24 protein-coding genes are annotated in these 25487 nt (G+C 37.6%); 12 read left to right on the top strand and 12 right to left on the bottom strand.

Features of this window, described 5'->3' with window-relative positions; translation table 11 throughout:
* Window positions 1-268 precede the first annotated feature (268 nt).
* The 3 genes from REI64_RS17275 to REI64_RS17265 are packed head-to-tail and all read left to right on the top strand — an operon-like array spanning window position 269 to window position 1708.
* On the top strand, window positions 269-820 hold the full coding sequence (locus tag REI64_RS17275; RefSeq protein ID WP_308851399.1) for a hypothetical protein: 552 nt from the start codon (window positions 269-271) through the stop codon (window positions 818-820).
* A 58-nt stretch (window positions 821-878) separates the two neighbouring features.
* Complete coding sequence (locus REI64_RS17270; protein WP_308851398.1) at window positions 879-1325, top strand: hypothetical protein; 447 nt, start codon at window positions 879-881, stop codon at window positions 1323-1325.
* Window positions 1322-1708 (top strand): DUF2784 domain-containing protein, encoded by a 387-nt coding sequence (locus REI64_RS17265; protein ID WP_308851397.1) that lies wholly within the window; start codon window positions 1322-1324, stop codon window positions 1706-1708. The genes REI64_RS17270 and REI64_RS17265 overlap by 4 nt, the downstream gene beginning before the upstream one ends.
* Here REI64_RS17265 and REI64_RS17260 read toward each other — a convergent pair.
* The 11 genes from REI64_RS17260 to REI64_RS17210 form a co-directional block, all read right to left on the bottom strand.
* The gene (locus REI64_RS17260; RefSeq protein ID WP_308851396.1) at window positions 1705-2175 is read right to left on the bottom strand and encodes a nuclear transport factor 2 family protein; all 471 of its coding nucleotides are present in this window, start codon (window positions 2173-2175) and stop codon (window positions 1705-1707) included. The two genes, REI64_RS17265 and REI64_RS17260, sit on opposite strands and share 4 nt — an antisense overlap.
* Window positions 2176-2426: 251 nt before the next feature.
* Window positions 2427-2918 carry a hypothetical protein gene (locus REI64_RS17255; RefSeq protein ID WP_308851395.1) on the bottom strand — a complete coding sequence of 164 codons (492 nt, stop codon included), beginning with the start codon at window positions 2916-2918 and terminating at the stop codon, window positions 2427-2429.
* 37 nt (window positions 2919-2955) lie between these two features.
* Complete coding sequence (locus tag REI64_RS17250; RefSeq protein WP_308851394.1) at window positions 2956-4563, bottom strand: SusD/RagB family nutrient-binding outer membrane lipoprotein; 1608 nt, start codon at window positions 4561-4563, stop codon at window positions 2956-2958.
* A 30-nt stretch (window positions 4564-4593) separates the two neighbouring features.
* Window positions 4594-7824, bottom strand: a complete 3231-nt coding sequence (locus REI64_RS17245) for a SusC/RagA family TonB-linked outer membrane protein (RefSeq protein WP_308851393.1) — start codon at window positions 7822-7824, stop codon at window positions 4594-4596.
* Window positions 7825-8114: 290 nt separating this feature from the next.
* On the bottom strand, window positions 8115-8981 hold the full coding sequence (locus tag REI64_RS17240; protein ID WP_308851392.1) for an AraC family transcriptional regulator: 867 nt from the start codon (window positions 8979-8981) through the stop codon (window positions 8115-8117).
* A gap of 11 nt (window positions 8982-8992) precedes the next feature.
* Window positions 8993-9346, bottom strand: a complete 354-nt coding sequence (locus tag REI64_RS17235; protein WP_308851391.1) for a hypothetical protein — start codon at window positions 9344-9346, stop codon at window positions 8993-8995.
* Between the two features lie 84 nt (window positions 9347-9430).
* Window positions 9431-10057 (bottom strand): response regulator transcription factor, encoded by a 627-nt coding sequence (locus REI64_RS17230; protein ID WP_308851390.1) that lies wholly within the window; start codon window positions 10055-10057, stop codon window positions 9431-9433.
* The gene (locus REI64_RS17225; RefSeq protein WP_308851389.1) at window positions 10054-12954 is read right to left on the bottom strand and encodes a two-component regulator propeller domain-containing protein; all 2901 of its coding nucleotides are present in this window, start codon (window positions 12952-12954) and stop codon (window positions 10054-10056) included. Before REI64_RS17225 ends, REI64_RS17230 begins: the two co-directional genes overlap by 4 nt.
* Before the next feature lie 137 nt (window positions 12955-13091).
* A complete protein-coding gene (locus REI64_RS17220; RefSeq protein ID WP_308851388.1) occupies window positions 13092-14027 on the bottom strand; it encodes a LysR substrate-binding domain-containing protein in 936 nt (311 codons plus the stop codon).
* Between the two features lie 134 nt (window positions 14028-14161).
* Window positions 14162-14965, bottom strand: coding sequence for a DUF4249 domain-containing protein (locus REI64_RS17215; RefSeq protein WP_308851387.1), 804 nt, complete (start codon window positions 14963-14965; stop codon window positions 14162-14164).
* A 12-nt stretch (window positions 14966-14977) separates the two neighbouring features.
* The gene (locus REI64_RS17210; RefSeq protein WP_308851386.1) at window positions 14978-17308 is read right to left on the bottom strand and encodes a TonB-dependent receptor; all 2331 of its coding nucleotides are present in this window, start codon (window positions 17306-17308) and stop codon (window positions 14978-14980) included.
* A gap of 237 nt (window positions 17309-17545) precedes the next feature.
* Between REI64_RS17210 and trmB the strand changes: the two genes are divergently transcribed.
* The 7 genes from trmB (at window position 17546) to REI64_RS17175 (ending at window position 21033) form a co-directional block, all read left to right on the top strand.
* Window positions 17546-18196, top strand: a complete 651-nt coding sequence (gene trmB / locus REI64_RS17205; RefSeq protein WP_308851385.1) for a tRNA (guanosine(46)-N7)-methyltransferase TrmB — start codon at window positions 17546-17548, stop codon at window positions 18194-18196.
* Between the two features lie 97 nt (window positions 18197-18293).
* Window positions 18294-18620 carry an MGMT family protein gene (locus tag REI64_RS17200; protein WP_308851384.1) on the top strand — a complete coding sequence of 109 codons (327 nt, stop codon included), beginning with the start codon at window positions 18294-18296 and terminating at the stop codon, window positions 18618-18620.
* Window positions 18621-18707: 87 nt separating this feature from the next.
* Complete coding sequence (locus REI64_RS17195) at window positions 18708-19049, top strand: carboxymuconolactone decarboxylase family protein (protein WP_308851383.1); 342 nt, start codon at window positions 18708-18710, stop codon at window positions 19047-19049.
* 57 nt (window positions 19050-19106) lie between these two features.
* A complete protein-coding gene (locus REI64_RS17190) occupies window positions 19107-19391 on the top strand; it encodes an Rdx family protein (protein WP_308851382.1) in 285 nt (94 codons plus the stop codon).
* 187 nt (window positions 19392-19578) lie between these two features.
* Window positions 19579-19938 (top strand): hypothetical protein, encoded by a 360-nt coding sequence (locus tag REI64_RS17185; protein WP_308851381.1) that lies wholly within the window; start codon window positions 19579-19581, stop codon window positions 19936-19938.
* Window positions 19939-20157: 219 nt separating this feature from the next.
* Window positions 20158-20721 (top strand): hypothetical protein, encoded by a 564-nt coding sequence (locus REI64_RS17180; protein WP_308851380.1) that lies wholly within the window; start codon window positions 20158-20160, stop codon window positions 20719-20721.
* Between the two features lie 3 nt (window positions 20722-20724).
* Window positions 20725-21033 carry a hypothetical protein gene (locus tag REI64_RS17175; protein WP_308851379.1) on the top strand — a complete coding sequence of 103 codons (309 nt, stop codon included), beginning with the start codon at window positions 20725-20727 and terminating at the stop codon, window positions 21031-21033.
* A gap of 97 nt (window positions 21034-21130) precedes the next feature.
* Here the strand turns inward: REI64_RS17175 and REI64_RS17170 are convergent, their stop codons facing one another.
* A complete protein-coding gene (locus tag REI64_RS17170; RefSeq protein WP_308851378.1) occupies window positions 21131-21814 on the bottom strand; it encodes a hypothetical protein in 684 nt (227 codons plus the stop codon).
* A 64-nt stretch (window positions 21815-21878) separates the two neighbouring features.
* On the opposite strand from REI64_RS17170, the gene REI64_RS17165 reads away from it, so the two are divergent.
* Both REI64_RS17165 and polA read left to right on the top strand, forming a co-directional pair.
* On the top strand, window positions 21879-22574 hold the full coding sequence (locus REI64_RS17165; protein WP_308851377.1) for a type II CAAX prenyl endopeptidase Rce1 family protein: 696 nt from the start codon (window positions 21879-21881) through the stop codon (window positions 22572-22574).
* 59 nt (window positions 22575-22633) lie between these two features.
* Window positions 22634-25432, top strand: a complete 2799-nt coding sequence (gene polA, locus REI64_RS17160) for a DNA polymerase I (RefSeq protein ID WP_308851376.1) — start codon at window positions 22634-22636, stop codon at window positions 25430-25432.
* Window positions 25433-25487 lie beyond the last annotated feature (55 nt).

Genomic DNA, 25487 nt, shown 5'->3' with positions numbered 1-25487 from the left:
CATTGGTGTGTGCAACTAGGTTATAAAAGCTGGAAAATTACGTAATCTTAAAAAGATAACGGTAAAAGAGTTTTAAACATTGTTATGGTTAAAAGCGAATCTTCTTTTTTGAAAAGCAATGACCATGCAGACTTTAAGTTAAGCCTCGCTTTTCGTTTTTCCTGATGAAAAATTGGGGTCCACTAGAACACGGGTTTATTTTACAAAAATCCATTCTTCCAAAAAGTACTTTTTCCTTAATTTGGGTCTTCGCTAAATTAACCTAAGTATGAGAGTAAATAAAAATCTGCTACTTCAAAAAACTAATAAAGAACTTGAAGACTATCTTAAACCCAACAAAGGCTACGTTACCGATGCCATAGAATATGCAGTAGAAATACTTACAAGCAGAGGCTATGAATTTTCTGAAGAACAAAAAACATATATAGAAATTGCACTTAGACCTAGGGAAAAACTAGAGGGGCAAAAAAACTATGTGCTCGCTTCTAACATCATTTTTGCATCTCTTGTATTAGGCTTAATCCATTTTTTTGTTGGAGTATCTACAGTTAATAATTTTTCTGTGTTTGGTGGTATCTTTTCGCTTATAGTAACCTTTATATTTGGTCTTATGGCCAGAACAGAAACTTCTTGGCTCAAATATCTGCTTATCGTACTTTCAGCAATTGGGCTGTTGACCATTCCGTTTACAGTTTTCATTTCTCCAATAATGGCCCTGATAAATTTTGGTCAACTTATACTACACGTAGTTGCAATTGTATTTCTATTTAAAGCACCAGAACCAAAGCAAAAAGTGATAGATGTTTTCGACACTAACTAATTCAAACTATCCGTTTTATAAATTTTTCGTAAATTGCAGGTTCAAAAATAATTTGACAATGAAAAAGTTTTTATCAGCTCTTTTACTTTTTACTACAATTGCAATTGCTGCTATGGCACAACCTAAAATGCCAACACCAGAAGAATTAGCAAAGAAAAATGTAGATGAGCTAGAAACTCGTTTAAAACTTACCGCAACACAAAAAGGTGTGATCTACAATTATGCCTACAACATGGCTAAAGAGCAGGTAGCTTTGATGAAAAAGCAGCAAGCTACTGGTTATAACGACGAAGAAGTGACTAAGCTTTACCGTTTAAACAATGAAACTAATAAAAATATTAAGGCTGTTTTAAAGCCCGAACAAATTTTAGAATACGATAAAGTGGTAGAAGAGCGTTTGGCTGGTATTGACCCTAAGAAGAAAAAGAAGAAGAAAAAAGGTGAAGAGGAAGAAAAAATTGTTGGTATTGAAGGCTTAAAATCAGTGAAAGCCGGCCAACCGTGAGTTTACAGCTCTTAGATTATTTCTACACCATTATACATCTGCTCATTATTGGAGCAAACCTTTTCGCTTGGATTTGGCCAAAAACCAGAAAAATCCATCTCTATATTGTAGGCATTACTTTATTTTGTTGGCTAGTTTTAGGCATTTGGTATGGCATCGGCTATTGCCCCATTACCGACTGGCAGTGGCAGGTAAAAGAAAAATTGGGCGAGACTAATCTGCCCAATTCCTTTGTAAAATATTATCTCGATAAGCTTAGAGGAAAAGATATTCCCGACACTGCGGTAGATATCATTACCTTGGGTTCTTTTTTGATTGCAATTGTTTGTTCAATTAAGGTTAATTTCTTCGGTAAAAGAAAGTCATCAGCCCCGCTATCTTAAACGGCGATGTTTTTCTTCTCCTTAATATCGTCGTTGCTGCTTACATAAAACTTGTATACGTTTGTTATTTTCCATTCACCATCTTTTGTTCTTTCTAGCACAAGATAATTCTTTTGCTTATTGTCTACTGCCGAAAAGTTAATATCTATCTGTGCCATTACCAGGGCATCTGTTGCGGTTACAATTTTCGATTTCACATCGCAATTTTGCATTGCTACATTGCCATTCTTTCTCATCTCGTTAACAACCGCTGTAGCGCCATGCTTCACCACACGAACATCTCTGTTAAAGGAGTAAACTGCATCATCACTTAATAAACCTTTCAATAATTTATGGTCGTTATTTAAAAAGCTGGACACAAACCCGTCGATTACTTTTTGATAACTCTGTACAGGTTTCTCGGTTGCTAAGATGTTGTTTGCGATACTGATACCTAGTATTAAAATCGCCAAGAATTTAAGTTTCATAATTTTGTATGTTTTATTATGATTAAATCTCGTTCTAATTGCGTTGAAATTATGTGCAAAAAACACCTATCATTCTGAGTAACAGAATTGTGAGAATGCAAAAGAGGGAGGTTTTAAATCCCGCCATTGTTCTTGATAAATTGCTTTAATCAAGTGAAGCGAAAGATTTAAAACTCCCTCTTAATAATGAAAAAGAAAATGTTCTAAATAAGCTGGTTGTTAACCCACACTTTCTCTACTTAGCAAATCACTTATGCAGCTACTGTATATGTTAATGTAATAGCATAAGGTGTTGCATTTAAAACTGCGGCCTGCTCAGAAATAATAGTTCCGCTTTTTAATGTAACTACTATACGGAACACAAACCTATCGCCCACAGCCACATTTGCGGCAGTTACACCGTTTGCTGCAAAAAGTGTTGCTAAGGCATTTAATGATGTGGTATAGTTTTTAGGCCAAGCTGTAAGCTCGTCATATTTCTGTGTAAAAGCCACGGTATTAGGTGCTGCCGCCCTTCTGTAGTCTACCATTACGCTTACAGACTGTACATTTCCGCTCTCTATCACTTTCAATAAAAACGCATCTGTTGTTGCTGGTGCAGCTTTACTAAACGAAAAAGTATTATATGCTGCCGCAGTTGTACCTGTAGCAGCAGTTCTAGTAAATTGTGCATTTGCCGAATTTTCATATTCGGGATAGCGGTCTTTCTTGCAAGAGACAAATGTAATTGCAAGGGTTATCATGAATAAAATTTTGAAGTATTTCATATTAGTAAAATTATTAAGGAGCCCAGAAAATTTTAGTTGTATATACACTTGGCTGACCAGGGAAATTGGCATTAGAGCTTCTTTCCGAATCAGGATAAGGTAGCCTATGAGGGAAAGTTCTATCACTCACTACCTCTGGATCTGCAGCGCCTGTTACATCGGGAAGCACCGGAAAACCAGTACGGCGGTAATCTGTATAAGCATCCATACCGTAACCAAAGCTGGCAATCCATTTTTGCCTCATAATAATCTCTAACTTTGCCTGATCAGTTGCTGCGGCGTTGTAAGCGGCTATTACAGCGTTTACGTAGGTGTCTCTAGCGGCAGTACTAATTGATGGTACTGTTTGCACCGAAGCCGGTACAGCTGCTGCTTGTTTGTTTATTTTTGCAAACTGCTCCTCAATTGCTTGTCTTAATAATGTAGCCGGGTTTCCGGTTGTTCCAGAAATCAGAGCAGACTCGGCCAAGATAAATTTAACTTGATATGAAGTTAACACACGAACAGGGCCATCGCCAGGGGCATTCGTTAACGTTCCTAAGCCTCCTTGTCCATCGTCATAACGGCCCCCAACAGGGAATAGGCCTATAAGCGATTGAAAGGTTCTCTGATCTTGGTTGCGATTAGGTCCTTTAGAAGCAAACCGAACTGATAGGAAACGCCCATCTCTATAATCTATAGGATTAGTTGGATTATTTGTTGGCGTTAGCTGATTGTAGATATAGTAAGGAAGCCTTGGGTCTGATGAATTTTTAAGAACATTGTAAAAATATGGGCTCACATTACTTTCGCGTTGTGCAGCAGAGTTATAATTAGCAAAGAAACCTATGTTCCTATTTTCTGGAGCAGTAGAAGTTCCAAAACGTAGCTGAAAATCATCGGCGTCAACACTGATAAGGTTGTTTTCTGCTATTAATGCATTAATCTCATTGGTAACATTTTGTTTTAACCTAATTTGGTTATAAAGTTTCAGCTTGATACTGTTTGCCAATTTCACCCACTTTGTTCTATCTCCAGCGTAAATCAAATCGCTTGTAGAGTTAGGTGATATAGACGAGGAAGTCGCATTCAAGTTTGACTTAGCTTCGTCTAATAGTCTAAACAAATCTTGGTAAATTGTAGCCGCATCATCAAACTTAGGAGACAAAGCTCCATTTCCTTTTAGTGCATCAGTGTAAGGTACATTACCAAACATATCTACCAGTATACTAAATAAGTAAGCCTGCTGAATTTGAGCAACACCCACGAAATGAGGGGCATTTTGTGCCTTTCCTTTTTCAATTATAGTTTGAAGATCATTTAATACCCCAGGATACAGGCCATACCCCGCCCCACTATATCCCCACGCATTTTGAAAAGACGTTGGTTCAACTATGTAATCGCCCACACGGCTATTCACAATTTGATGAACAAAAGTAGATGTAGCAGAGTTGATACCGCCAACCGTCATGCTTAGATTAAATGTTAAACCTCCTCCTGCAGCGGGAAGTATCTGAGTAAGAGGTAAATCAGTTGGATTGTTAGGATCGGTATTAATGTCAAGAAATTTCTTGCATCCTCCCATAACAACAGAAAGGCCTATAAGCGCTACCGTTGCTAAATTTTTATATCTTTTTTCCATATTGGATAAGTTTATCGAGTTAAATAATGATTAGAAGGTAAGTCGCAAATTCACTCCAAATCTTTTTGTATTTGGCGCATTTGTGTACTCTATACCCGAAATATTTCTAGTATCACCAGAGCCATAAGTGCTGGTTTCTGGGTCGAAATTTGTTCCCTTAGGGAAATTAGGCGCATAGTAGAACAGGTTACGTGCCGTAAGCGAAATATTTGCAGCAGCAATTTTTGTTTTGGCCAACCATGTTTTCGGAAGATTATAACTTAAAGAAACTTCTCTTAACCTAAGTACGCTGGCATCAAAAACCAACATTTCGGAAATACCGCCTACTCCTGCTGTATTGAAATAGAAATCGTTGGTAGTGGTTTGTACCTGATTTGGTATTTTATTTCCATTTGCATCTAAGATTGGCTGATACGTAGTAGGATCACCATAATATCCCTTAATGATTTTAGGGGTTAAACGATCTTCTGTGTCTGTAGTTACACCACGCCCCAGCAATTGTCCTACTGTAGCAGAATATAAATCTCCTCCGTGTCTGTAATCAACAAGGAATGAGAAAGAAAATCCTTTATATGAAAACGTGTTGGTTAAGCCAGTAATAAATTTCGGGTTAGGGTCGCCTATTACCTGAGCAGCCTCTCTAATCATTAAGCCAGTAGTTCTGTTAATTAAGAAATTGCCATCGGCATCTTTGGCAGCACGGGTCCCCAACATAATACCGTAGGGTTGTCCAGGTCTTAAAACTACAGCTGGATCACCAAAACCAGGAACTACTGAAATTTCATTTAGGCCCTCTGTTAGGCTAACCACCATGTTTCTGTTTCTAGAAAACACACCGTAAATGTTCCAATTAAAGCCTTTCGGATTTTTGAATGGGTTAATATCTAAACCAATCTCGATACCTTTGTTGGTCATCTCGCCAAAGTTGGTTATTTTTCCTGTAAAGCCTGTAGACCCAGGAACCGTAACTAACGCAATTTGGTTAGTAGACTTTTTACTGTAATAGGTAAAATCAATTCCAAACCTGTCGTTTAAAAACCTCAATTCGGTTCCAATTTCACGCTCTGTAGAAAATTCTGGTGTTAAATTTGGGTCGGCAAGTGTATTGCCTACAGTTCCGGCAGACACACCTAAGAATGGAAAGGTTAGGTTACTTGCATTATTTCCCAATGAAGGGTTAACCGAAAAAGTAGGTATTAAGCTGTACGGGCTTGCATCGTTACCAACCTTTGCCCAGTTGGCACGAATTTTACCGTAAGAGAGCCAAGGTGTTTTATCTCTAATTAATTCTGAGAATACGAAAGATGCATTTGCAGATGGATAAAAGAAACTGTTGTTCGCCTTAGGCAAGGTTGATGACCAATCGTTTCTACCAGTTATATTCAAGAAAAGGAAGTTCTTATAATCAAACTGAATGTCTGCAAAGGCACCCATTAATCTTCTGCGGGCATAACCGCCACCGTTAGGTATTACGTTTGCGGTGTTATCGATATCATCAATGTCAAAAACAACCATATTAGTTCCAACAACCGACTGCCTATCGCTGGTGCGCTGGTTAATGTTATGGCCTACAATGCCTTTAAACTTAATGTCGGAAGTAATGTTTCTATTAACAGTTGCTAAGAAAGTAGATTCTATTTCTTGATTATAGATATCATCGTCTGTTACTTCTCCAATGCCAGCAGCCCCAACAGAGCCTCTTCTTATTGTTCTTATACGGCTATCGGTGTATTGATTTAAACCTACGCGATAATTAAAGCTCAACCAATCAAGTGCATCGTAATTAAAGCCAACACTGCCGTAAGTTCTATTTACATTACTTTTGTAGCTATTGTTTCTGATAGACCAATAAGGGTTATCAACACCTGATACTGGAAATACCTGACCCAATGTTACCGGATTTTGGTAAGGCATTACATTAAAATCGGAAAGGTTCCAGTTTCTGGCAAAGTATAGCGTACGTGCAAAAGCCGAAGCTTGTCCAACGCCGTTTTGAGCTCCTAATATTAATCCATTTTGCTTTGAATTAACATAAGATAATGTTCCGAACACACTCACTTTACTATTTAACTTCAAGTTTCCACCAAGGTTAATCGTTGTACGCTCAAAATCAGAAAAGTCGATAACGCCCCCGTTATTACTGTTTGAAGCCGAGATAGAGTAGCTGCCCTTATCGCCCCCGTTGCTAACGGCTACCTGATGTTCTGATACGTGTCCGGTTTGGAAGAAATCTTTCACGTTATTTGAATAGGCTTGGTAAGGGGTTCTTGTGCCTGTTGGAAACTGTGGAAATGCCGCATTGCCTGCGTACCAGTGCGGAATAGTGCCATTAGTTACACCATCGCCCTGCGGAAATAAACTTGAAGAGTTAAAAGCTGGTCCCCAACTGCCGTTAGCATTTGAGTAGTTAAATTCTGAACCAGCACCATATGTGTTCTGATAATCTGGCAGGCCAGAAACTTTTTCCATAGCATAAGACCCACTGTAACTGATGCCAAGATCTTTATTTGTTCCTGTTTTTCCGCTCTTGGTAGTAATTACAATAACTCCATTAGCTGCTCTTGAGCCATATAGTGCAGCAGCAGCAGCACTTTTTAGCACCTCCATACTTTCGATATTGTTAGGGTCCAAATCTACGGCACGGTTGGAAACGGCATTGTTATTTACCAGTGTAGAAGCTCCAGATTGGTTAGATGAATTGTCGAAAGGAATACCGTCTACGATAATCAAAGGTTTAGTATTACCCAGAAACGAAGAGTTACCACGTATGGTGATGTTGGTGGCACTGCCCGGCACACCATTAGAGGCGATGATATTGACACCGGCAACTTTCCCCGTCATTGCCCTTATAGGATCTGGCTCTGATTTTTGTGCTAAGTCGCTGCTTTTTAATATAGAAGACGTGTAGCCCACAGATTTTGTTTTGCGTTCAATTCCGAACGCTGTTACTACAACCTCACTAAGGCTTTGAGAAGAAGATGAAAGCCGAACAGTCATATTGTCTGATATGCTCACCTCTTGCTCGGTATAACCAATAAAGCTAAATACCAAGCTTTGCACTGTTGAAGGTACACTAATAGAGAAAGTGCCTTGATTGGTTGTTTGAACGACCTGAGAAGTCCCTTTTGCTCTGATAGAGGCTCCCGGTATTGGCAACCCATCTGCAGCATCTACTACTTTTCCCGTTATAGTCCTGTTTTGTGCGTAAAGCGTAAAACAAGACAAAACGGTAATCACTAATAATAGTAATTTTTGTTTCATAATTTAATGGTTAGTTAATGAATAAGATTTCTAAGACCAGCCCATATTTAAAAATGGGCAAGTCTTCAAACACAAAGAAAGAGCAAGGCAATTCCACAAAATGTGCGAAAAGCACCTTTTTGCCAAAGCCCACAAACAAAAAAAGCAAACTGCCAATCCTGGTGTTTGCTTTTAATTAATTATTAACTAACGGCTAAATCCCTTCTACAAAATTTGTCCGTTTTACCTATGTCAAAGGTAGTGTGCGTTTATCTATAAAAATATGCGCAAAACACCTTTTATTATTGATTTTAAACATAAGCTCCTTTTCTAAACTTTGATGGGGTCATACGCACCGAACTCTTGAATAATCGGATAAAAGAACTGGTATTTTCGAAGCCAATTAAACCTACAATCTCTCCTAAAGGATAATCTGTAGTTTTTAAAAGATGTTTAGCTCTGTTAATTCTCAATTGCATTAAATATTGGTACGGACTAATTCCGTAAGCCTCCTTAAATGTCCTTAATAAGTGATTAACAGAAAGGCAGCAGTATGCGGAAATATCATCTAAAGAAACATCTGTATTGTAATTACTGTTGATGTATTCTTTAGCCAGCACTAACCGCTTTATAATTTCTTCTTTAGTTTTTGTCTTGATGAAACTCAGTTTATTTACTTTCTGGGTAATTTCTTTGTGATAAATTCCATAGTAGTTCAATAAACAATGATGTAAATATTCATTAATGAGCATCTCATTATCCAGTCCCTTATCTATTTGGTTCTTCAAATGAAGAATATTGTATTTCATATCCCCAACAAATGGATATAAGGTTTCTAAAAACAAAGGTGCACTTTGCGATTTTCCATCTAAAAGATTTTCGTCACTCAGGTGGCAAGTATTGGTGAAGTCCTTAACAAAACCGGCATCAAAAGATAGGGCTAGAGTATTAACAGGTGTTATCGAATCTATGGTAGTATTGTACTCTGTTCCGTGGTTTAATACAATAAAGCTATCTGGAAATATGCTAATGTTTCTTTTGTTAACCGTACATCTCTCTTCCCCGGCAAATACAAATTTCAAGTTATAAGCCTCGCGACCTGATGGCTTGTAGAACGACTTGCAAGTATTTTCGCTTACAATCTTGTTCCTGTTACTCAACTCCTTTACGTATCTCATAGCTGTCAGTACTAATCGTTATATTTACGAGGTTCAACCAAATAATAATGATTTTCGTAGCCGTCTGTAAATGCAGCTATTAAACCTTCCGGCTGATAAGAAGGCACTTGAGTGAAAACCAAACCATTGGCTTTCAAAAGGCAATATTGCTCAATGCAATCGGAGGTATTTAAGTAAATCTGGTTGGTTTGCTTTTCGTTTTGCTTTTCCGATAGAAAAATAGACACCTCGTCTTTTGATGTAGCGATATATGTGTGTGTATCGAATGGTTCAATCTCCATTTCTAATACGTCGCTAAAAAATGTTAATGCGTCACTTAAATTGCCTACCCTAACGTAAAAACTTTCTGCTAACACCTCTTTCATTCCTGTTTCTAATTTGTGTGATATAAAATTAGTTGCAGAAAGAACCCGGCATATCACCCTTTTTGGGTGATTTTAGCATATTTTCTAAATAAAACGGTTTTGTTTGGCGGTTTTAATGGCATCGGCCTTAGAATTTACATCTAATTTGATATAAATATTCTTCACATGACTACGGACCGTATTTTGATCTATAAACAAATCGTTTGCGATCTGGATTTTGGTTTGACCTGTTGCAATGCGCTGTAGAATTTCCGTTTCTCTTTTAGTTAAGGGAGAATTTAGGTTTTTTTGAAAGGACTGCATAACAATGCGGGCTACATTCATACTCATTACGCCACCTCCGTTGCAAACATCTTTAATGGCTTCCGTAATTTTTTCAGTATTCGAGTTTTTGGTCAAATATCCATCGGCGCCCATATTTAATGCTTCGAAAACAGTTTCTGGCGAATCGAAAACCGTTAAAATGATAACGTAGGCATTAGGTAAGCTTTTCTTAATTTCTGGTATGGCTTGTAAACCATTTGTTCCCGGCATATTTATATCTAACAAAATAACCTGAGGAGCATCAGCTTTCAGTTGCTTCCTTGCCAAATCAAAAGAACCATAAGTGCTCACAATTAAGAAATCTTCCTTGTTAGAAAGAAGCATCTCGTAGCCTTTTCTCAACACTTCGTCGTCTTCTATAATTACAATTCGCAGCTGGTTTGTCATATCCTGATAGGTTTTATGTTAGAAATAGATACTTTGGTTCCTTCGCCCACCTTGGAAATCATATCCAAATTTGCTTGAATACGTTGGCTCCTGTTTTTGATATTCTGTAGTCCGCGGCCATTGCCAGCAGTATCCATTTCAAAACCTTTACCGTCATCAACCACCTCAATTTTAAGTGTTTGATTTTCTTCAAAAACACTAATATTTACGTTTTTAGCACCTGCATGTTTCAGAATGTTCGTTAATATTTCCTTAGCAATTAGGGTTAAATTCCGATTTTGCTCCATAGACATTTTCCACTTCTTATACTTCTCGTCAAACCCATCCATTTGAAAGGTAATTTGAGTATGTTGAAATAAGTCGACGCCAAAATTTCTAACATGTTGCATGATTTCGTAGACATTATCGCTCTGCGGATCTAAAGCCCACAATACATCTTTGGTACCGGTATACAAGAAACCTGCATTTTCCTTTATTAGCCTTATTAGTTCTTTCTGATCTTCTTGCTGCCCATCTATCTTCTTATCCAAGATCTCAGAAAGTACATTTATCCTAGTGAGCTTGTTGCCAATATCGTCATGAAAGTCTTCGGCAGTTTGTTTCCTAATTTTCGCCTGCTCTTCTAATTTTATTGCTTCTCGCTGCTTTCTTGCCAATTCTTTTCTTTTAAGGATGATATACATAGTTAACCAGATCAGCAAAACAATAACAACTAATGCCAATACACCAAACCATGGCGTGGCATAAAAAGGAGGGTTAATGGTGAAAGAAAAAGACACTGTTCTAGATTTTTCACCATTTACTTCTGCATAAACTTTAAAGGTATAGTTGCCTGGCGGAAGCGCAGAATATTCCGCTTGCGTGGTAGAAACCTGTTCGCCAAAATCTCTATCTAATCCCAATAAATAATAGCGATACAGTACGTATTGTGGGTTAGTAAGGCTAATTCCTTTGTAATTGATTGTGATGTGATTTTGGGTGTGCTTAAGATTAATTGCAGGCAACTTTTCTAATGATGAATTTAAGGCAATTCTTTTGTCGTTAGTTTTTCTATCGACAATCTGTATACCCTTAATAGAGATTGCTGGTGCAAATTGTTTCTCTCTTAATAATCTGGTATTACATAGTATAACTCCGGTTGTAGTACCCACCAAAATATTGTTATTAAAGCTGAGTATGGCATTCTGGTTGGCCTCTACCACGGGAGAATTTCCTTTAATTATTTGGTAGCGCTGGGAAACCGCATCGTATTTAAGTTTGTTTATACCTCTGCCAGTACCTAGCCATAAAGTTCCACTCTGGTCAAACGTTGCACTGTAGATGTCATTTGAACTTAAACCATCGGCAGTTAGGTAGCGTTTCACTGCTTTGGTCCTCGTATCGAAGCTAACCAAGCCATCCCCAATGGTACAAAAAAACAGCAAATGATTATTTTTTACTACCCCTGTTACGTAAGCATTTTCTAGTTCATTAATTTTAAACTGGTGATCTATTTTTTGATTTTTAATTAGATACACGCCAGAAGAAGTGCCAAGTAAAACACTGTCTTTGCCATGGTAAAACAAACAAGACATCCAACCCTTAAAGCCAACTATCTTTTCTATTCTGTTTTTTGACACATAAGTAACGGCATTTATCTCTCCCAAATAAAAATTTCTGGCATCATCTTGTGCTACTGCACCAATATTTGTGCCTTTGGTAAAGGGCATTTGGGCAAAGGTTGTTCCATTGTACTTCCACAAGCCTTCATTCTGTATGGATAGAAGAATGTTGCTGTCGCGATCTGCTGTTACGAAATAGAGATGCTTATCCTTAATTTTTGCTGCTTCGGGCTGTGTGATAGTCTCTCCGTCAAAACGATACAGCCCTTTATTAAAGGTAGATATCCAAAGCTTTCGTTGCTTGTCTAGGGCAATTCCGCTTACTGGATAGGCTAAATCCCTGCCTTTAAACCTATCGTACTTGACAAAAGCATCTCCTTCGTACTTAAAAACACCATCACCAAAACTCGACAGCCAAATATTGTTCTCTACATCTCTAGTAATAACATTAACCCTATTGGTTTTTAGCCCATTTTGCTCATTAAAAACTATAGGTTGCTGTCCATTTTTAATTAAATATGCCCCTTTTTGTGTGGCCACCCAAATACTGCCATCGGCATCTTGAGCAATATCAAAATAACCTTCAACATTTGGTTTGTAAAATAATGGATTTACATTCCCATTTGTTGATACGAATATACCGTTTTTAGCAGTAGCCAGATAAAATTTATCAGCATCGTTATTATCAAACAATACCTTTACCACATTGTTGTTCGCAACATTTGCCGGAAAAACGGCATGTGGCAGCCATTTCTTTTTATCTAATTTAAAAACGCCAACCCGCCTAACAAATATGTATAGGTTTCCTTTCTTATCCTTATTTAAGCAAGTAATGGCTTCTCCTTCCACCACATCTATAAATACAATTTCATTTTGCTGAAGCTTAAACAATTTCCGGTTTGATAAACCCCAGATATTTCCTTGCAAATCTGTTTGTAAGTTATAAACGTCAACCCCTTCAACTACTTTTTTAACCTTTCCGTGGTGAATTAGGTTGATGCCATTATCTGTTCCTACCCAAACTTGTCCTCTACTGTCTTCTGTAATACAGCCAACATTGTTAGACAATAAGCCATCGGCTTTGGTATAAGACTTAAATGTAAGTCCATCAAAATTGCTAACGCCGCCAAAACTACCCAACCAAAGCGTGCGGTCTTTTGCCTGATAAATATTGCTTACCTGCGATTGCGGTAAACCTTCTTTAAGGTTGTAATTAGTGAAATTATAGTTTTGAGACCAAAGGAATTTTGGTAAAGCAAGGATAAAAATAAAAACACATAATTGCCTAGTTAACATCTCCAAACAAAATAATCATATTTATATTCGCAAAAAATCACCCTAAACGGGTGGTTTTTATATAAGACTACGCAAGTAAGGAATTTGTTGCAAAACCCTATGTTTTTTATACTGGTAAGTAGAGTTGCTTTTAGGTTCTAAGACAATCCCACCACATCTTTTTTCTTTCTATTCTTCATTCCCTTTGGAATGAGCGCAAGTATTTCTTCTTTTAGGGCATTAAGCATTTTCTTTTTTACGAAGCTTTTATGTGTTACCAAGCTAATTTCTCGCACCGGCTCTGGCGATTTAAAGTAGCGCACTTTGTTCAACTGTTTTGTATTTAAATCGTGCAGCGAAAGTTCTGGCAACAGCGTCGTGCCATCATTTACATCTACCATTCTGATCAAAGTTTCTACACTGCCAGTGTTGTAAGTTAAAGCTTGCAGTTTATTATTTTTGGTAGATCTGCAAATGTTTAGCACCTGCGAACGCATACAATGCCCCTCGTTTAAAAGCCAGATGTTTTCTTCCTCGAAATCTTCGGTGTCGATGGTTTTCTTTTTGTAGAGCTTACTATTTTTACTTACATAGCCCACAAAAGTTTCGTAGTACAAAGGCTGCTCGGCAATGTTGGCATCAACTAAAGGCGTTGCCAAAATACCACAATCTATTACCCCGGTTTTTAGGTGGTGGATAATATCTTCGGTAGTGTACTCCCAAATTAGCAGCTTTAGTTCTGGATATTTGCCCAGCATTGAAGCAATAACTTCTGGCAGTAAATAAGGGGCAATGGTTGGGATGATACCAATTTTTAGCTCACCTGTAATATCTTGCTCCTGATTGCTGATAATTTCCTTGATCTTGCTATTCTCTTGTAAAACGATACGAGCTTGCTCAATAATCTGCGATCCTATTTCTGTTGGTGTTACAGGCTGTTTGCTCCTATCAAAAATCTTTACGTTAAGAAACTCTTCGAGCTTTTGTACCTGCATACTTAACGTTGGCTGGGTAACAAAGCACTTTTCGGCAGCGCTAACAAAACTTCTGTAAGTGTCTACGGCAACAATATATTCGAGTTGAACTAAGGTCATATAGCTAAAATTGATAATAATGTTATTTAGCTATAAATTTAGACAATATCAGCTCTCAAACAAAACTTATTAGATAATTTAAAATTAAGGAATGAAGAATAATTAAGACCTAACTCCTTAATGGTTGAGTATTTTTATTGTACTGTATATTCTTTTGTTTGCAACGTGTGCGCACTGAAATACCCAATAGCACCGCCTTTGATATTACTTACCGGATTAGCTGGCGCCGCGTTATCTCCGCCACCCTGTGCTCCGTTATCTACACTAAACCAATATTTATAAACAGGCTCTTCAATAGTTAGAAACTCTAGTTTAATTCTGTCACCTTTTTTAAGTTTACTTTCTTCGGTGAACTCAAAAGGGAAAATGGTTTGATTAACGGTTTTGCCATCACTAAACTCATCGTTAGAAGCCATGATAGATTTAGTGTAAACCCCGTTTTTGTACTCTATGAAACGATAAAAGTTTTTCACGCCAATTGGATCCGTATATCTAACATGGGTAAATAGGCGTGGACCATCAAACAAGTTTAGTTCATATTGATAAACATCTTCTAAAGGCACCACTTCGGGCATCACGGAAGTAGAGGTAAAAGTTTGTCCAGAAACCGAAATTTTTAGCTTGTATGTCTGTTTTGGCATGCCTTTTAGTGTTTGATGAGTATAAACACCTTTGGGCATTTCAATTAATTGTGTGTTGTTCCCAAACTGATCTTCAATTAAAACTAAAGCATTGGGCACGCCATCAAAGTCGTTTGTGCTTTTGTAGTTTTTAGTTTTGCTGATAAGCACCCTGGCACCACCAGCTTGATCAGTTAATGTTGCTTCTATTACGTATTTCTCTGGGGCATTTTTTAATTCTAAGTCTATCACTTCTTCGCAAGAAGAAAGCCCAATTACCAATAAAAAAACAATTGTTAAATATTTGAAATTTCTCATGAGTATCAGCTATTAAAATTTGAAATTATAAGATATTGATGGCAACCACTGGAACAAAGTAGTGCGAACCACTTCGGTTCTGCTTGGGTCGTTTTCTGCCTCTCTAAAATTAATAGAGTAAGCATTCTTTCTACCATAAGCATTGTACAAACTGAACGAAAGTTCCGAACTATAGTTTTTTCGTTTCTTTAATTGAAGGTTTGCGCCTAAATCTAACCTGTGGTAAGATGGCATTCGGTAAGTATTTCTGTCTGTATAATAGAAGAAGACCTGTCCATCCATATTGTATTTACCCACCGGAAAAGTAATGGCATCGCCAGTATAGTAAATCCACGATGCACTAAGGCTCCATTTTTCATTAAGCTGATACGAACCTACCAAGGCCAATTCATGCGTTCTATCCTGACGGGCATTGTACCAGTTGCCACCATTAATTCCGTCTATTTTCCTTTCGGTTTTAGATAGTGTATAGCTTAACCATCCGGTAAAATCGCCCTTCTTTTTCTTAAACAACATTTCTAAACCGTACGCTCTTCCAATACCGTAAAGCAACTGCGTTTCTATATTATCTGAGTTAAAAGTTTCGGCTCCATCCCTGTAATCAATTTGGTTATCGAGGGTTTTGTAGTAACTCTCTACGTTCAATTCAAAGGCATTATCGAATAAATTACGGTAATAGCCTACGGCAAACTGGTCTGATATTTCTGGCTTTACCATCAACGAACTTGGCAGCCACTTATCGCTCGGGCGACTAGAGGTAGAGTTAGAGATCATATGCATATTCTGTGCATTTCTTACATACGATGCCTTTACAGAACTTTGTTGATTTAGCAAATAACTTAACGATAAACGGGGTTCTAGGTTGAGGTAGGTTTTCACAAACTCGCCTTTATTGTAATAGGTTGAATTAATGATATTTCCCTCTGGATCAACTGTCAGAAAATCGCCACCACCAAGCACACTAAAGCTGGTTAAGCGCAAGCCAAAACCAATGTTAAGTTTTTCGGAAGCTTGCCAATCGCTTGATGCGAATACCGCATTTTCCCAAGAAAATTTCTCTTGGTAATTCACATCGTTAAAACTAGACTGACCTTGTGAGGTAACTTCGCCGGGCGTTACTGTATGGTGAATAGAATTGAACCCGAACTTTACCAAGTTTTGATCCGAAGCTTGCCAGAAGAAATTTTGCTTCAAGCCCCAATCTTTTAACTGCGAGAAAATACGAACGTTATCTATTCCGGTATTTACTTCAATCTTGTTTTGATAACTAGTAAAAGAACCTGTAGTTGTTGAGCTTAATTTATCAGAAAATATATGTTTCCATTGTGCGCTTGCAATGCCATTGCCCCAGCTTAAGCCAAAGGTTTTTGCTAAGCCCAATTTATCGCTACCTAAATAACCACTGAAACTTAGTTTATCTTTATCGCCCAACTGGAAATCGGCTTTTCCGTTCACATCATAAAAGTACATGGTGTTTTGGTTAATGGTACTATCTGGCGAAAGCCTCAAAAGTGCATCTACATACGTTCTTCGTCCAGAAATAATAAAAGACGATTTATTCTTCTGAATTGGACCTTCTAAGGTAAGTTTCGAAGAAATTAAACCAATACCGCCAGAAGCAGAGAATTTATCGGCATTGCCCTGGCGCATTTTGATGTCTAACACCGAAGAAAGTCTGCCGCCAAATTGAGATGGCATTCCGGTTTTGTAAACGGTGATATCTTCTACCGCATCTGGATTAAAAGTAGAAAAGAAGCCTAATAGGTGAGCAGCGTTATAAACAGGCACATCGTCCATCAATACCAAGTTTTGATCTGCCGAACCACCACGAACATAAATACCTGCACCGCCTTCGCCTGCAGATTTAATTCCCGGTAAAAGCTGAATGGCTTTCAAAATATCTCGCTCACCAAAAATTAATGGAATATTTTTAATGGTTTTCATGCTCAATCGTTCTGCACCCATTTGCGGACTGGCTAAACTGCGGTCGTCCCTTGCTGTAGAGATTACAATTTCATCGAGGTTGTTGGCATTGTCTTCTAATTCGAAGTTCAAGGTCTGATTTTTGGAAACCTTCAGTTTTTTTGTCAAGGTTGTCATTCCAACGGCACTAATTACGAAAGTGTAATTTCCTGCTTTTAGTTCTACTTCGTAATTACCCAAACTATCTGCCATCACATTGCGCTTAGCCTCAACAATGTTAATGGTTGCTGCTTCTATTTGGCTTTCGGCCGATTTTACCTTGCCGGAAATTTTAAAAGTTTGTTGTGCAGATGTACTTGAAATACTTAGAATAATAAAGCTGAATAAAAATAAGACGAGCTTAAAGAGATTAGATGTCATTTACGTATCGGAATTTATTTGTGTGTTAATTAATGGTATTTTGAAGTATGACAACGAAAAAAGAACATACCCCTACGTTTTCCAATAATTTTTTCGCAAGTTAAATAGAATGAAAGTATTTATTTCTTAAGGAAAAGTTAAATCTTAAGCATTAGACGATAATTTGCCCACTTAGTTACTTGATATAAATAACGGAATAGACAATTAAATCTTACTTTTGTGCTTTAATTTGCAGTAGTGGGAAAAGATAAACTCAGAAAATTTGCGGAAATAGACACTTTTCCGAATGTATATCAATTAGATGAAGCCAAAGTACTGAAAGGAAATTGGGCAAAAGATCACTTTAAGAACAGCAATCCGGTAGTGTTAGAGTTAGCTTGTGGAAAAGGCGAATATTCGGTGGGATTGGCTAGGCTTTTTCCTGAGAAAAATTTCATTGGCATTGATTTAAAAGGAAACAGAATTTGGCGTGGCGCTAGAACAGGCGTTGATGAGGGCATTCCAAACCTTGCTTTTTTGCGCATTCAGATTGAAGATTTACTAGAGTACTTTGGTGAAAACGAGATTGATGAAATTTGGATCACTTTTGCCGACCCACAGCCTCAAATTAGCCGAGAAAAGAAACGTTTAACGTCTCCAAATTTCTTGACCAAGTACAAGCCTTTATTGCGTGAAGGAGGGAAAATCAACCTAAAAACAGATAATGATGGTTTGTACAACTACACTAAAGAAAAAGTAGCGGAATTGGGTTTGGTTACGCATAAAGATACCGATCATTTATATCAATCTGATTTGGCAGATGAGGTACTTTCGATCAAAACACATTACGAACGCATTTACCTTAAAAAGGATAAGAATATTAATTACATTCAATTTTCGTTTTGTTAGGCACTCCGTCATTGCGAGGCACGAAGCAATCTTACAACGTTAGTTATTTGCTTTAGGATTGTTTCGTGCATCGCAGTGATGTATAATTTGACTTAAAATGGACACCAATTTTTACGAACAGGTTTACGAAGTGGCAAGGTTAGTTCCCAAAGGGAGGGTTACTTCCTATGGAGCAATTGCCAAAGCTTTGGGCGTGGCAAATTCATCGAGAATGGTGGGGCATGCCATGGCTTATGCAGGCCAAGCTAGTCCAAAAGTACCGGCGCATAGAATTGTAAATAGTAGCGGATTGCTAACTGGCCGGTTTCATTTTTCGCCACCAACATTGATGCAGGAACTTCTGGAAAAAGAAGGAATTACGGTAGTTAACGATAGAATAAGGAATTTCAAGCAGGTATTTTGGGATCCGTTGCAGGAATTATAACCTCTAAATCCCCTAAAGGGGGCTTTTGTAAGTAGCCAAATGATTTTAGTCCCCTTTAGGGGATTTAGGGGTTCAATTATTATAAAAATGGGAAAATTAGCAGAAGAATTTAACGACTATCGCTCAAAAATGAATGAGCGTGTAATGGAAACCGCCAATACCAACATTAAACGCTTTTTTGCGCTAGATACCACTTCTTACGCAGAAGGCGCATTAAACGTAAAGACAAAAGAGATGTTGGGCTTGGTAGCTTCGATGGTTTTAAGATGTGATGATTGCATTAAATATCATCTAGAAAAGTGCTACAACGAAGGCGTTACCGATGACGAAATGAACGAAATATTCATGATCGCCAATTTGGTGGGTGGCTCTATCGTTATCCCACACTATCGCAGAGCTGTAGAGTTTTGGGACGATTTGAAGAAATAGGTTTTAACCACTAAAACATAATTTATCCCGACCTTTCGGGAAAGGACGAAGAATTTTATGATAAACAAATCCAATGTTACCATTGAATATTGCCCTAAATGTGGTTGGATGTTACGTTCTGCTTATTTCGCTCAAGAACTGTTGACTACTTTTTCTGAAGAACTGGAAAGCGTAAAATTAAAACCCAGTGAAACAAGTGGCACATTTCTAATTTTCGTAAATAACGATTTAATTTTCGACAGAAAAGCGCAAGGTCGTTTTCCAGATATTAAAGAGCTGAAACAGCTGGTTAGAGATATTGCTTGTCCGGGTAAAAGTTTGGGACATGCTGATAAACCTTAAACAGACCCAACTTTAGGTAGGGTTGAATAGCATTGATAAGCAGTGTTTTGCGTAAAATCTTCTACAAATTGACCAAGCGTTACACGTTTGCAAAATCTTGGTTTATACAAAGCCGATCTAAATGTAGGCTTTAATAACTTTGGCACATTTTTTAATAGGTTAGGAGTATCTACTATATACACATCCTATGAAAAATTTTTTAATAACTAGCGTTTTAACGTTATGTATTTTAACAGGCCTCAGTGCCCAGCAAAAGCAACTGCGCACTTACCAATATCATCCAGAAATCAACAAAAAATCTATTTCTGGCACCATCACAAAAATTACCAGCTCAACCCTTGGAAAGCACGAATTGAAATGGTTTCATTTGGGAGATATCGTTATCCATGTTTGGGGAAAAGACATCAAAAGAGAGATGGCGGTAGGCAAAGTATTTACTTTTAATGGGGTCCAAAGACTAATTGGCGTTAGAAGGCACATGGAAGAAGCGATTAATCCACAATTACTGGGACTAACAAATGCGCCCAGTGACAACAATAACCGCTAATTAATTGAAAGGTGGAGACGTTGCTATTTTGGTTGAAAAATATTGGAATAAGCTAGCTCTCCACCTTCATTTAAAGCTGTCATCTTTTGTAATTGCAGGTTATAAAGTTCCTTTAATTCTGGAGGATTGATGATTTTCACGTTGCTTTGAGTTTAACATAAAAACATTTGGATGTTCATAATTTTTTTATTATAATTAGTAAAAAACATCCTAGTTTCTATGATAGTAAATCACCAACTTTTAGACCGTGACTTCTTTATTCCATCTTGGAAAGTTAAACATTTATTTTTAGGCACATTCAATCCTTATGGAGGAAAAAGTGTTGCTTACTTTTATGGAAGAGAAAAAAATTTCACATGGAATATTCTTTCAAAGATATTTACTTCCCATTTTAACAGAAACAACATAAACGAGCTATTGCCTCTTCTGAAACAAAACAAAATTGCTTGTATGGATATGATTAGAAGTGTTAATGCTTTAGAAGAATTTGTACCAGGAATAATTGGAGAAGGATATCGAGATTCTAAAATAATCAACAGAAAAATCAACAGAAACTATAATACCTTATTCATAAACGAGGTAATTAGGAAAAACCCAGGTATAAAAGTCTACTCTACATGGGGCAAAGGATCTACACTTAAAAGTTGGATTGAAGAAGTAAGTAGTGTTGAATCAAATGTAATTAGCCTAGCTTCCCCAAGTCCTGCCGCTAGAGTGCCTAAAGGGACTGAAAAATATAATTATGTCTTAAATAATTGGCAAACCAAAATTCAAAAATTTTAGGTCATGATAATTTACATAAAGCTAGGCATAGCTTTTTATAATCAAGGGTTTTTTAATGTTCTAAAAAAGGACAAGCCTTACTTTGGCAAACATCAAGAAAAAATAAAAGTTAAACTTGGGTGTAATGGACAGATCGCAAAATACCCCTCGCATATTAATAGGAAATTTAATGAAAATGAAACCCTTAGTACTTATATTGGTAACGAATACACAAATTGGGTTCAAACCAAATTTCGGCAAGGTGACGCAATGAAAATAGAAATAGTAAATCCAAACTCAATCATACTTTATGCAAAAGGAGAGGAGAACTAACAAACATATTTACTTAAAAAATGTCAAAAAAAACTGTTCCGGATTGCAAACCGAGTAAGGCGAGTTCATGTAATAATCTCGACTAGCGGAAACTATTTCACTTCACCGCCTCATTGTAAGATTTTACCAACGCAATCAGCATTTTTTCGTCGAAACTTTCGGTTGCTTTGATACTCTCTGTTAAGCCTTCGTCACCCGTAAGTTTAGCTAACAGCAAGTTTTTAGTAGCTGCTGTCCTAGAGCCGTCAGCAGCAATTTCTTGCATTGGGCCGGTGCCTGGTTTTTCAATGAAGTAAAAAACCTTGGCTTTCGGCGGTGCTCCAGCGGGTCTTTCAACACCTCCGCCACGATTACCACCAAGGTTAATGCTAACACCACCTCCCATGCCGCCGCCCATACCGCCACCAGTCCCCATGCCAACACCAAAAGTTGGGCGAGCTTTTACACGAGGTTGTACAGGTTCTTCAACACCAGATGTTCCGCCCACCGCATATAAATTTACTTTTCCGCTTTCTACCAATTTAAAGAACTTAACTACTGCTTTCTTCCCAACAATGTAGGGCTTACTTTCGTAGGTATCGCCGTTCCATAAAAATGATTTGATATCTTTAGCCTTATATTCCTTTAGGCCTTGCTCTTCTATTTGGATAAAAACAGATTCGTAATTGGTTCCTTTAATTTCGCCACGCACAAAGTTGCCCTCACTAATCAATACCGCATCTTGGGCCTTTGTGGTAAAAGCCAACAAACAAATTACGACTATTAATTTAAAAATTCTCATACTCAAATTAACGGAAAATAATGTAGTATTGTTATATCGATAACATTTATTAACATCTCACATCATGAAGGAAGCGCTTGAAACTTTTGTCACTTTTTTAAAGAGTCCAAAACCACTAAAGCAAGTCAAATACAAGTATTTATTGATAAGAGATTTTGCAGCACTTTTAATTCTGTATGTTTCCTTTACCATATTATTATTATCTGTATTTGGTTTACTTTTACATTTTGATCTGATCAGAGAATACAAAGGCATAGACCTCTTAAAAGAATTTGGTGTTTTAGGCACTTTATTTTTAGCCTGTATCGTTGCGCCACTATTGGAAGAAACTATTTTCAGATGTCATCTAAAGGATCTAAACGGGGCAATTTATTTTATTTTTCTATCCTTAGGAGCATTAACCGTTTCGCAAGTTAATGGGATACGTATTCAGCTTGCCATTATTGGGACAGCTTTAGTCTTAGCAGTGTTAGTCATCGAGTTTTTGAAGAAAAAAAGTAGGTTTTACGCTACAAAATTCTGGATAAAGATTTATCCATATCTATTTTACTACACTGCCATTATTTTTGGATTGGTACATTTAAGCAACTACAAAGATTTGACGGTTACTGACCCTAGTTTTGTGTTCTACATTGGCTCCCAAGCTTTTGGCGGACTAGGACTTGGGTACTTACGCATTAAGTATGGCCTAATCTACAGTATGCTTTTCCATGCTTTATTTAACTTGCTAATGGTTTCGTTGGTAATTCTTTTCTCCTAGTTTTTTCAATTTATCATTACCTTTATCATCTGTCTTAAATATCAAATATTGTTAAGCAAATGAGCAACAAAAAACTTTTCCTTTTAGACGGAATGGCCTTGATTTACCGAGCACATTTCGCACTAAGCAAAAACCCTCGTTTTACGTCAACAGGTGTTAATACTTCTGCAGTGATGGGGTTTACCAATACCTTACTAGAAGTGCTAAAAAAGGAAAAGCCTACGCATATCGCTGTAGTTTTCGACACCGATGCGCCTACAGAAAGGCACACCGATTTTGAAGCCTACAAAGCGCATCGAGAAGCTATGCCCGAGGACTTATCGAAAGCTATTCCTTATATTTTCAGGCTCATTGAGGGCTTCAATATCCCGGTAATTACTAAAGATGGCTACGAAGCCGACGATATTATTGGAACCTTGGCCAAGGAAGGCGAAAAAGCTGGCTTTAAGGTATTCTGCATGACACCCGATAAAGATTTCGCTCAGTTGGTTTCTGATAATATTTTCATTTACAAGCCTGCTCGTATGGGTAACGAAATGGAAATTTTGGGCGTGCCAGAGGTTTTGGCCAAATGGGAAATTGAAAATGTTTCGCAGGTAATTGATATTTTGGGCTTATGGGGTGATGCCGTAGATAATATACCAGGTATTCCTGGTATCGGCGAGAAGACTGCTAAAGCGCTGATTAAGCAATACGGCAGTATGGAAAATATCATCGCCAATAGTCACGAACTGAAAGGAAAACAAAGGGAAAATGTAGAAAATTTTGCTGAGCAAGGATTGATTTCCAAAAAACTGGCTACTATAATTCTGAATGTTCCTGTAGAATTTAACGAACAACAGTTATTGCTTGAAGAACCGAGCAAAGAGTTGTTAGAACCTCTATTTGCTGAGCTAGAATTTAGGACCATTGGCAAACGTGTTTTTGGCGATGCTTTTAGTGTAAATGAAGGTAAAGCGGGGGGACAGCAAGATCTGTTCGGCAACGCTATAACTACAAAAGAAGTAGAAAACCAACCTTCGCTGTTCGATACGCCGATTGATGCCAAAAACATTGCTAACACACCGCACGAATATCATTTAGTTGCCACACCAGAGGAGAGAAAAGAACTAGTTAATTTGTTATTGCGACAAAGTCGGATATCTTTTGACACCGAAACGACAGGAACAGACGCCAATTTTGTGGATTTGGTAGGCTTATCTTTCTCCATTGAAGCCGGTAAAGGATATTACATTCCAACTCCTCAAGATAAAGCAGAAACACTAGCCATTTTAGAAGAGTTTAGGCCAGTTTTTGAAAGCGAAAATATCGTTAAAATTGGTCAAAATATTAAGTACGATATGTTGGTACTTAAATGGTACGACATCAATCTAAAAGGAGAGTTATTCGATACCATGTTGGCGCATTATCTGATAGATCCTGATACTCGACACGGCATGGACGTGCTTTCGGAAAACTATTTAGGTTATACCCCAATTTCTATTACTTCGTTAATTGGAGCCAAAGGTAAAAACCAACTGAATATGAAAGATGTGCCGGTAGAGAAAGTGGTTGATTATGCCGCAGAAGATGCCGACGTGACTTGGCAATTGGCCAATGTTTTTGAGCCAATGCTAGCGGAAAGAAATGCCAATAAACTAGCTGCCGAAATCGAAAATCCGCTGATTTATGTATTGGCTGATATGGAAAAAGAAGGTGTTAGGATTGATGCTGAAACACTAGCCAATTATTCGTCGCAGTTACAGGAGGAAATTTTAAAAGCTGAACTTTCGGTTTATGAAAAAGCGGGGTTTAAGTTTAATCTCGCCTCACCTAAGCAATTAGGAGAAGTTCTTTTTGATCATTTAAAACTTGATCCAAAAGCGAAGAAAACTAAAACCGGTCAATATCAAACTGGCGAAGATGTGTTAACCGCATTAGCTAATAAAAGCGATATTGTTAAGGATATTCTAGATTTCCGCCAGATGCAGAAATTGAAATCTACTTATGTGGATGCTTTGCCTTTGTTGGTAAACCCAAGAACTGGAAGAGTGCATACAAGTTACAATCAGGCAGTTGCCGCAACGGGAAGATTGAGTTCTAACAATCCGAACTTACAAAACATTCCTATTAAAACTGATAGAGGTCGGGAAGTTAGGAAGGCCTTTATTGCTAGAGACGAAAATCACATCCTTTTATCTGCCGATTATTCACAAATTGAACTAAGGATCATTGCCGAAATAAGTAAGGAAGCAAATATGTTGGATGCCTTTTTAAATGGAATTGATATCCATACCGCAACTGCAGCCAAAGTTTACGGAATTGGCATTGATGAAGTAACTTCCAATCAACGTAGAAATGCCAAAGCGGTTAATTTCGGTATTATTTATGGTCAATCGGCTTTTGGCTTATCGCAAAACTTGAACATTCCGCGTAAAGAAGCTGCCGAAATTATCGAACAATACTTTATTCAATATCCAGGTATCAAAAACTACATGAGCGATACCATGAATTTTGCTCGCGAAAACGGTTACGTAGAAACCATTATGGGCCGTCGCAGATATTTACGAGACATTAACTCGGCAAATATGACAGTAAGAGGTTATGCAGAGCGAAATGCGATTAATGCACCAATTCAAGGTTCCGCAGCCGATATGATCAAAATTGCGATGATCAATATCCATAAAGACATGACGGCTCAAAAACTACAATCAAAAATGACGATGCAGGTACATGATGAGTTGGTGTTCGATGTAATTAAGAGCGAAAAAGAAGCGGTGAAAGAAATTATCACTAACAGAATGAAAACGGCCATCAAAACCGAAGTACCAATTGAAATTGAAATTGGCGAAGGTGTAAATTGGTTGGAGGCGCATTAATAAACTTAATACGTCATTGCGAGGCACGAAGCAATCTTTGAAATTTATCTTTTAA

The sequence above is a fragment of the Pedobacter sp. genome (genome assembly GCF_031119335.1).
Taxonomy (GTDB): domain Bacteria; phylum Bacteroidota; class Bacteroidia; order Sphingobacteriales; family Sphingobacteriaceae; genus Pedobacter.
This window is presented reverse-complemented; position numbering and strand designations above follow the sequence as displayed.

What these genes read in the sequence shown, in the direction of transcription:
- REI64_RS17275 (WP_308851399.1), top strand. Translation starts at nt 269, where the DNA reads ATGAGAGTAAATAAAAATCTGCTACTTCAAAAAACTAATAAAGAACTT.
- REI64_RS17270 (WP_308851398.1), top strand. Translation starts at nt 879, where the DNA reads ATGAAAAAGTTTTTATCAGCTCTTTTACTTTTTACTACAATTGCAATT.
- REI64_RS17260 (WP_308851396.1), bottom strand. Translation starts at nt 2,175, where the DNA reads ATGAAACTTAAATTCTTGGCGATTTTAATACTAGGTATCAGTATCGCA.
- REI64_RS17255 (WP_308851395.1), bottom strand. Translation starts at nt 2,918, where the DNA reads ATGATAACCCTTGCAATTACATTTGTCTCTTGCAAGAAAGACCGCTAT.
- REI64_RS17250 (WP_308851394.1), bottom strand. Translation starts at nt 4,563, where the DNA reads ATGGAAAAAAGATATAAAAATTTAGCAACGGTAGCGCTTATAGGCCTT.
- REI64_RS17245 (WP_308851393.1), bottom strand. Translation starts at nt 7,824, where the DNA reads ATGAAACAAAAATTACTATTATTAGTGATTACCGTTTTGTCTTGTTTT.
- REI64_RS17240 (WP_308851392.1), bottom strand. Translation starts at nt 8,981, where the DNA reads ATGAGATACGTAAAGGAGTTGAGTAACAGGAACAAGATTGTAAGCGAA.
- REI64_RS17235 (WP_308851391.1), bottom strand. Translation starts at nt 9,346, where the DNA reads ATGAAAGAGGTGTTAGCAGAAAGTTTTTACGTTAGGGTAGGCAATTTA.
- REI64_RS17230 (WP_308851390.1), bottom strand. Translation starts at nt 10,057, where the DNA reads ATGACAAACCAGCTGCGAATTGTAATTATAGAAGACGACGAAGTGTTG.
- REI64_RS17225 (WP_308851389.1), bottom strand. Translation starts at nt 12,954, where the DNA reads ATGTTAACTAGGCAATTATGTGTTTTTATTTTTATCCTTGCTTTACCA.
- REI64_RS17220 (WP_308851388.1), bottom strand. Translation starts at nt 14,027, where the DNA reads ATGACCTTAGTTCAACTCGAATATATTGTTGCCGTAGACACTTACAGA.
- REI64_RS17215 (WP_308851387.1), bottom strand. Translation starts at nt 14,965, where the DNA reads ATGAGAAATTTCAAATATTTAACAATTGTTTTTTTATTGGTAATTGGG.
- REI64_RS17210 (WP_308851386.1), bottom strand. Translation starts at nt 17,308, where the DNA reads ATGACATCTAATCTCTTTAAGCTCGTCTTATTTTTATTCAGCTTTATT.
- REI64_RS17200 (WP_308851384.1), top strand. Translation starts at nt 18,294, where the DNA reads ATGGACACCAATTTTTACGAACAGGTTTACGAAGTGGCAAGGTTAGTT.
- REI64_RS17195 (WP_308851383.1), top strand. Translation starts at nt 18,708, where the DNA reads ATGGGAAAATTAGCAGAAGAATTTAACGACTATCGCTCAAAAATGAAT.
- REI64_RS17190 (WP_308851382.1), top strand. Translation starts at nt 19,107, where the DNA reads ATGATAAACAAATCCAATGTTACCATTGAATATTGCCCTAAATGTGGT.
- REI64_RS17185 (WP_308851381.1), top strand. Translation starts at nt 19,579, where the DNA reads ATGAAAAATTTTTTAATAACTAGCGTTTTAACGTTATGTATTTTAACA.
- REI64_RS17180 (WP_308851380.1), top strand. Translation starts at nt 20,158, where the DNA reads ATGATAGTAAATCACCAACTTTTAGACCGTGACTTCTTTATTCCATCT.
- REI64_RS17175 (WP_308851379.1), top strand. Translation starts at nt 20,725, where the DNA reads ATGATAATTTACATAAAGCTAGGCATAGCTTTTTATAATCAAGGGTTT.
- REI64_RS17170 (WP_308851378.1), bottom strand. Translation starts at nt 21,814, where the DNA reads ATGAGAATTTTTAAATTAATAGTCGTAATTTGTTTGTTGGCTTTTACC.
- REI64_RS17165 (WP_308851377.1), top strand. Translation starts at nt 21,879, where the DNA reads ATGAAGGAAGCGCTTGAAACTTTTGTCACTTTTTTAAAGAGTCCAAAA.
- polA (WP_308851376.1), top strand. Translation starts at nt 22,634, where the DNA reads ATGAGCAACAAAAAACTTTTCCTTTTAGACGGAATGGCCTTGATTTAC.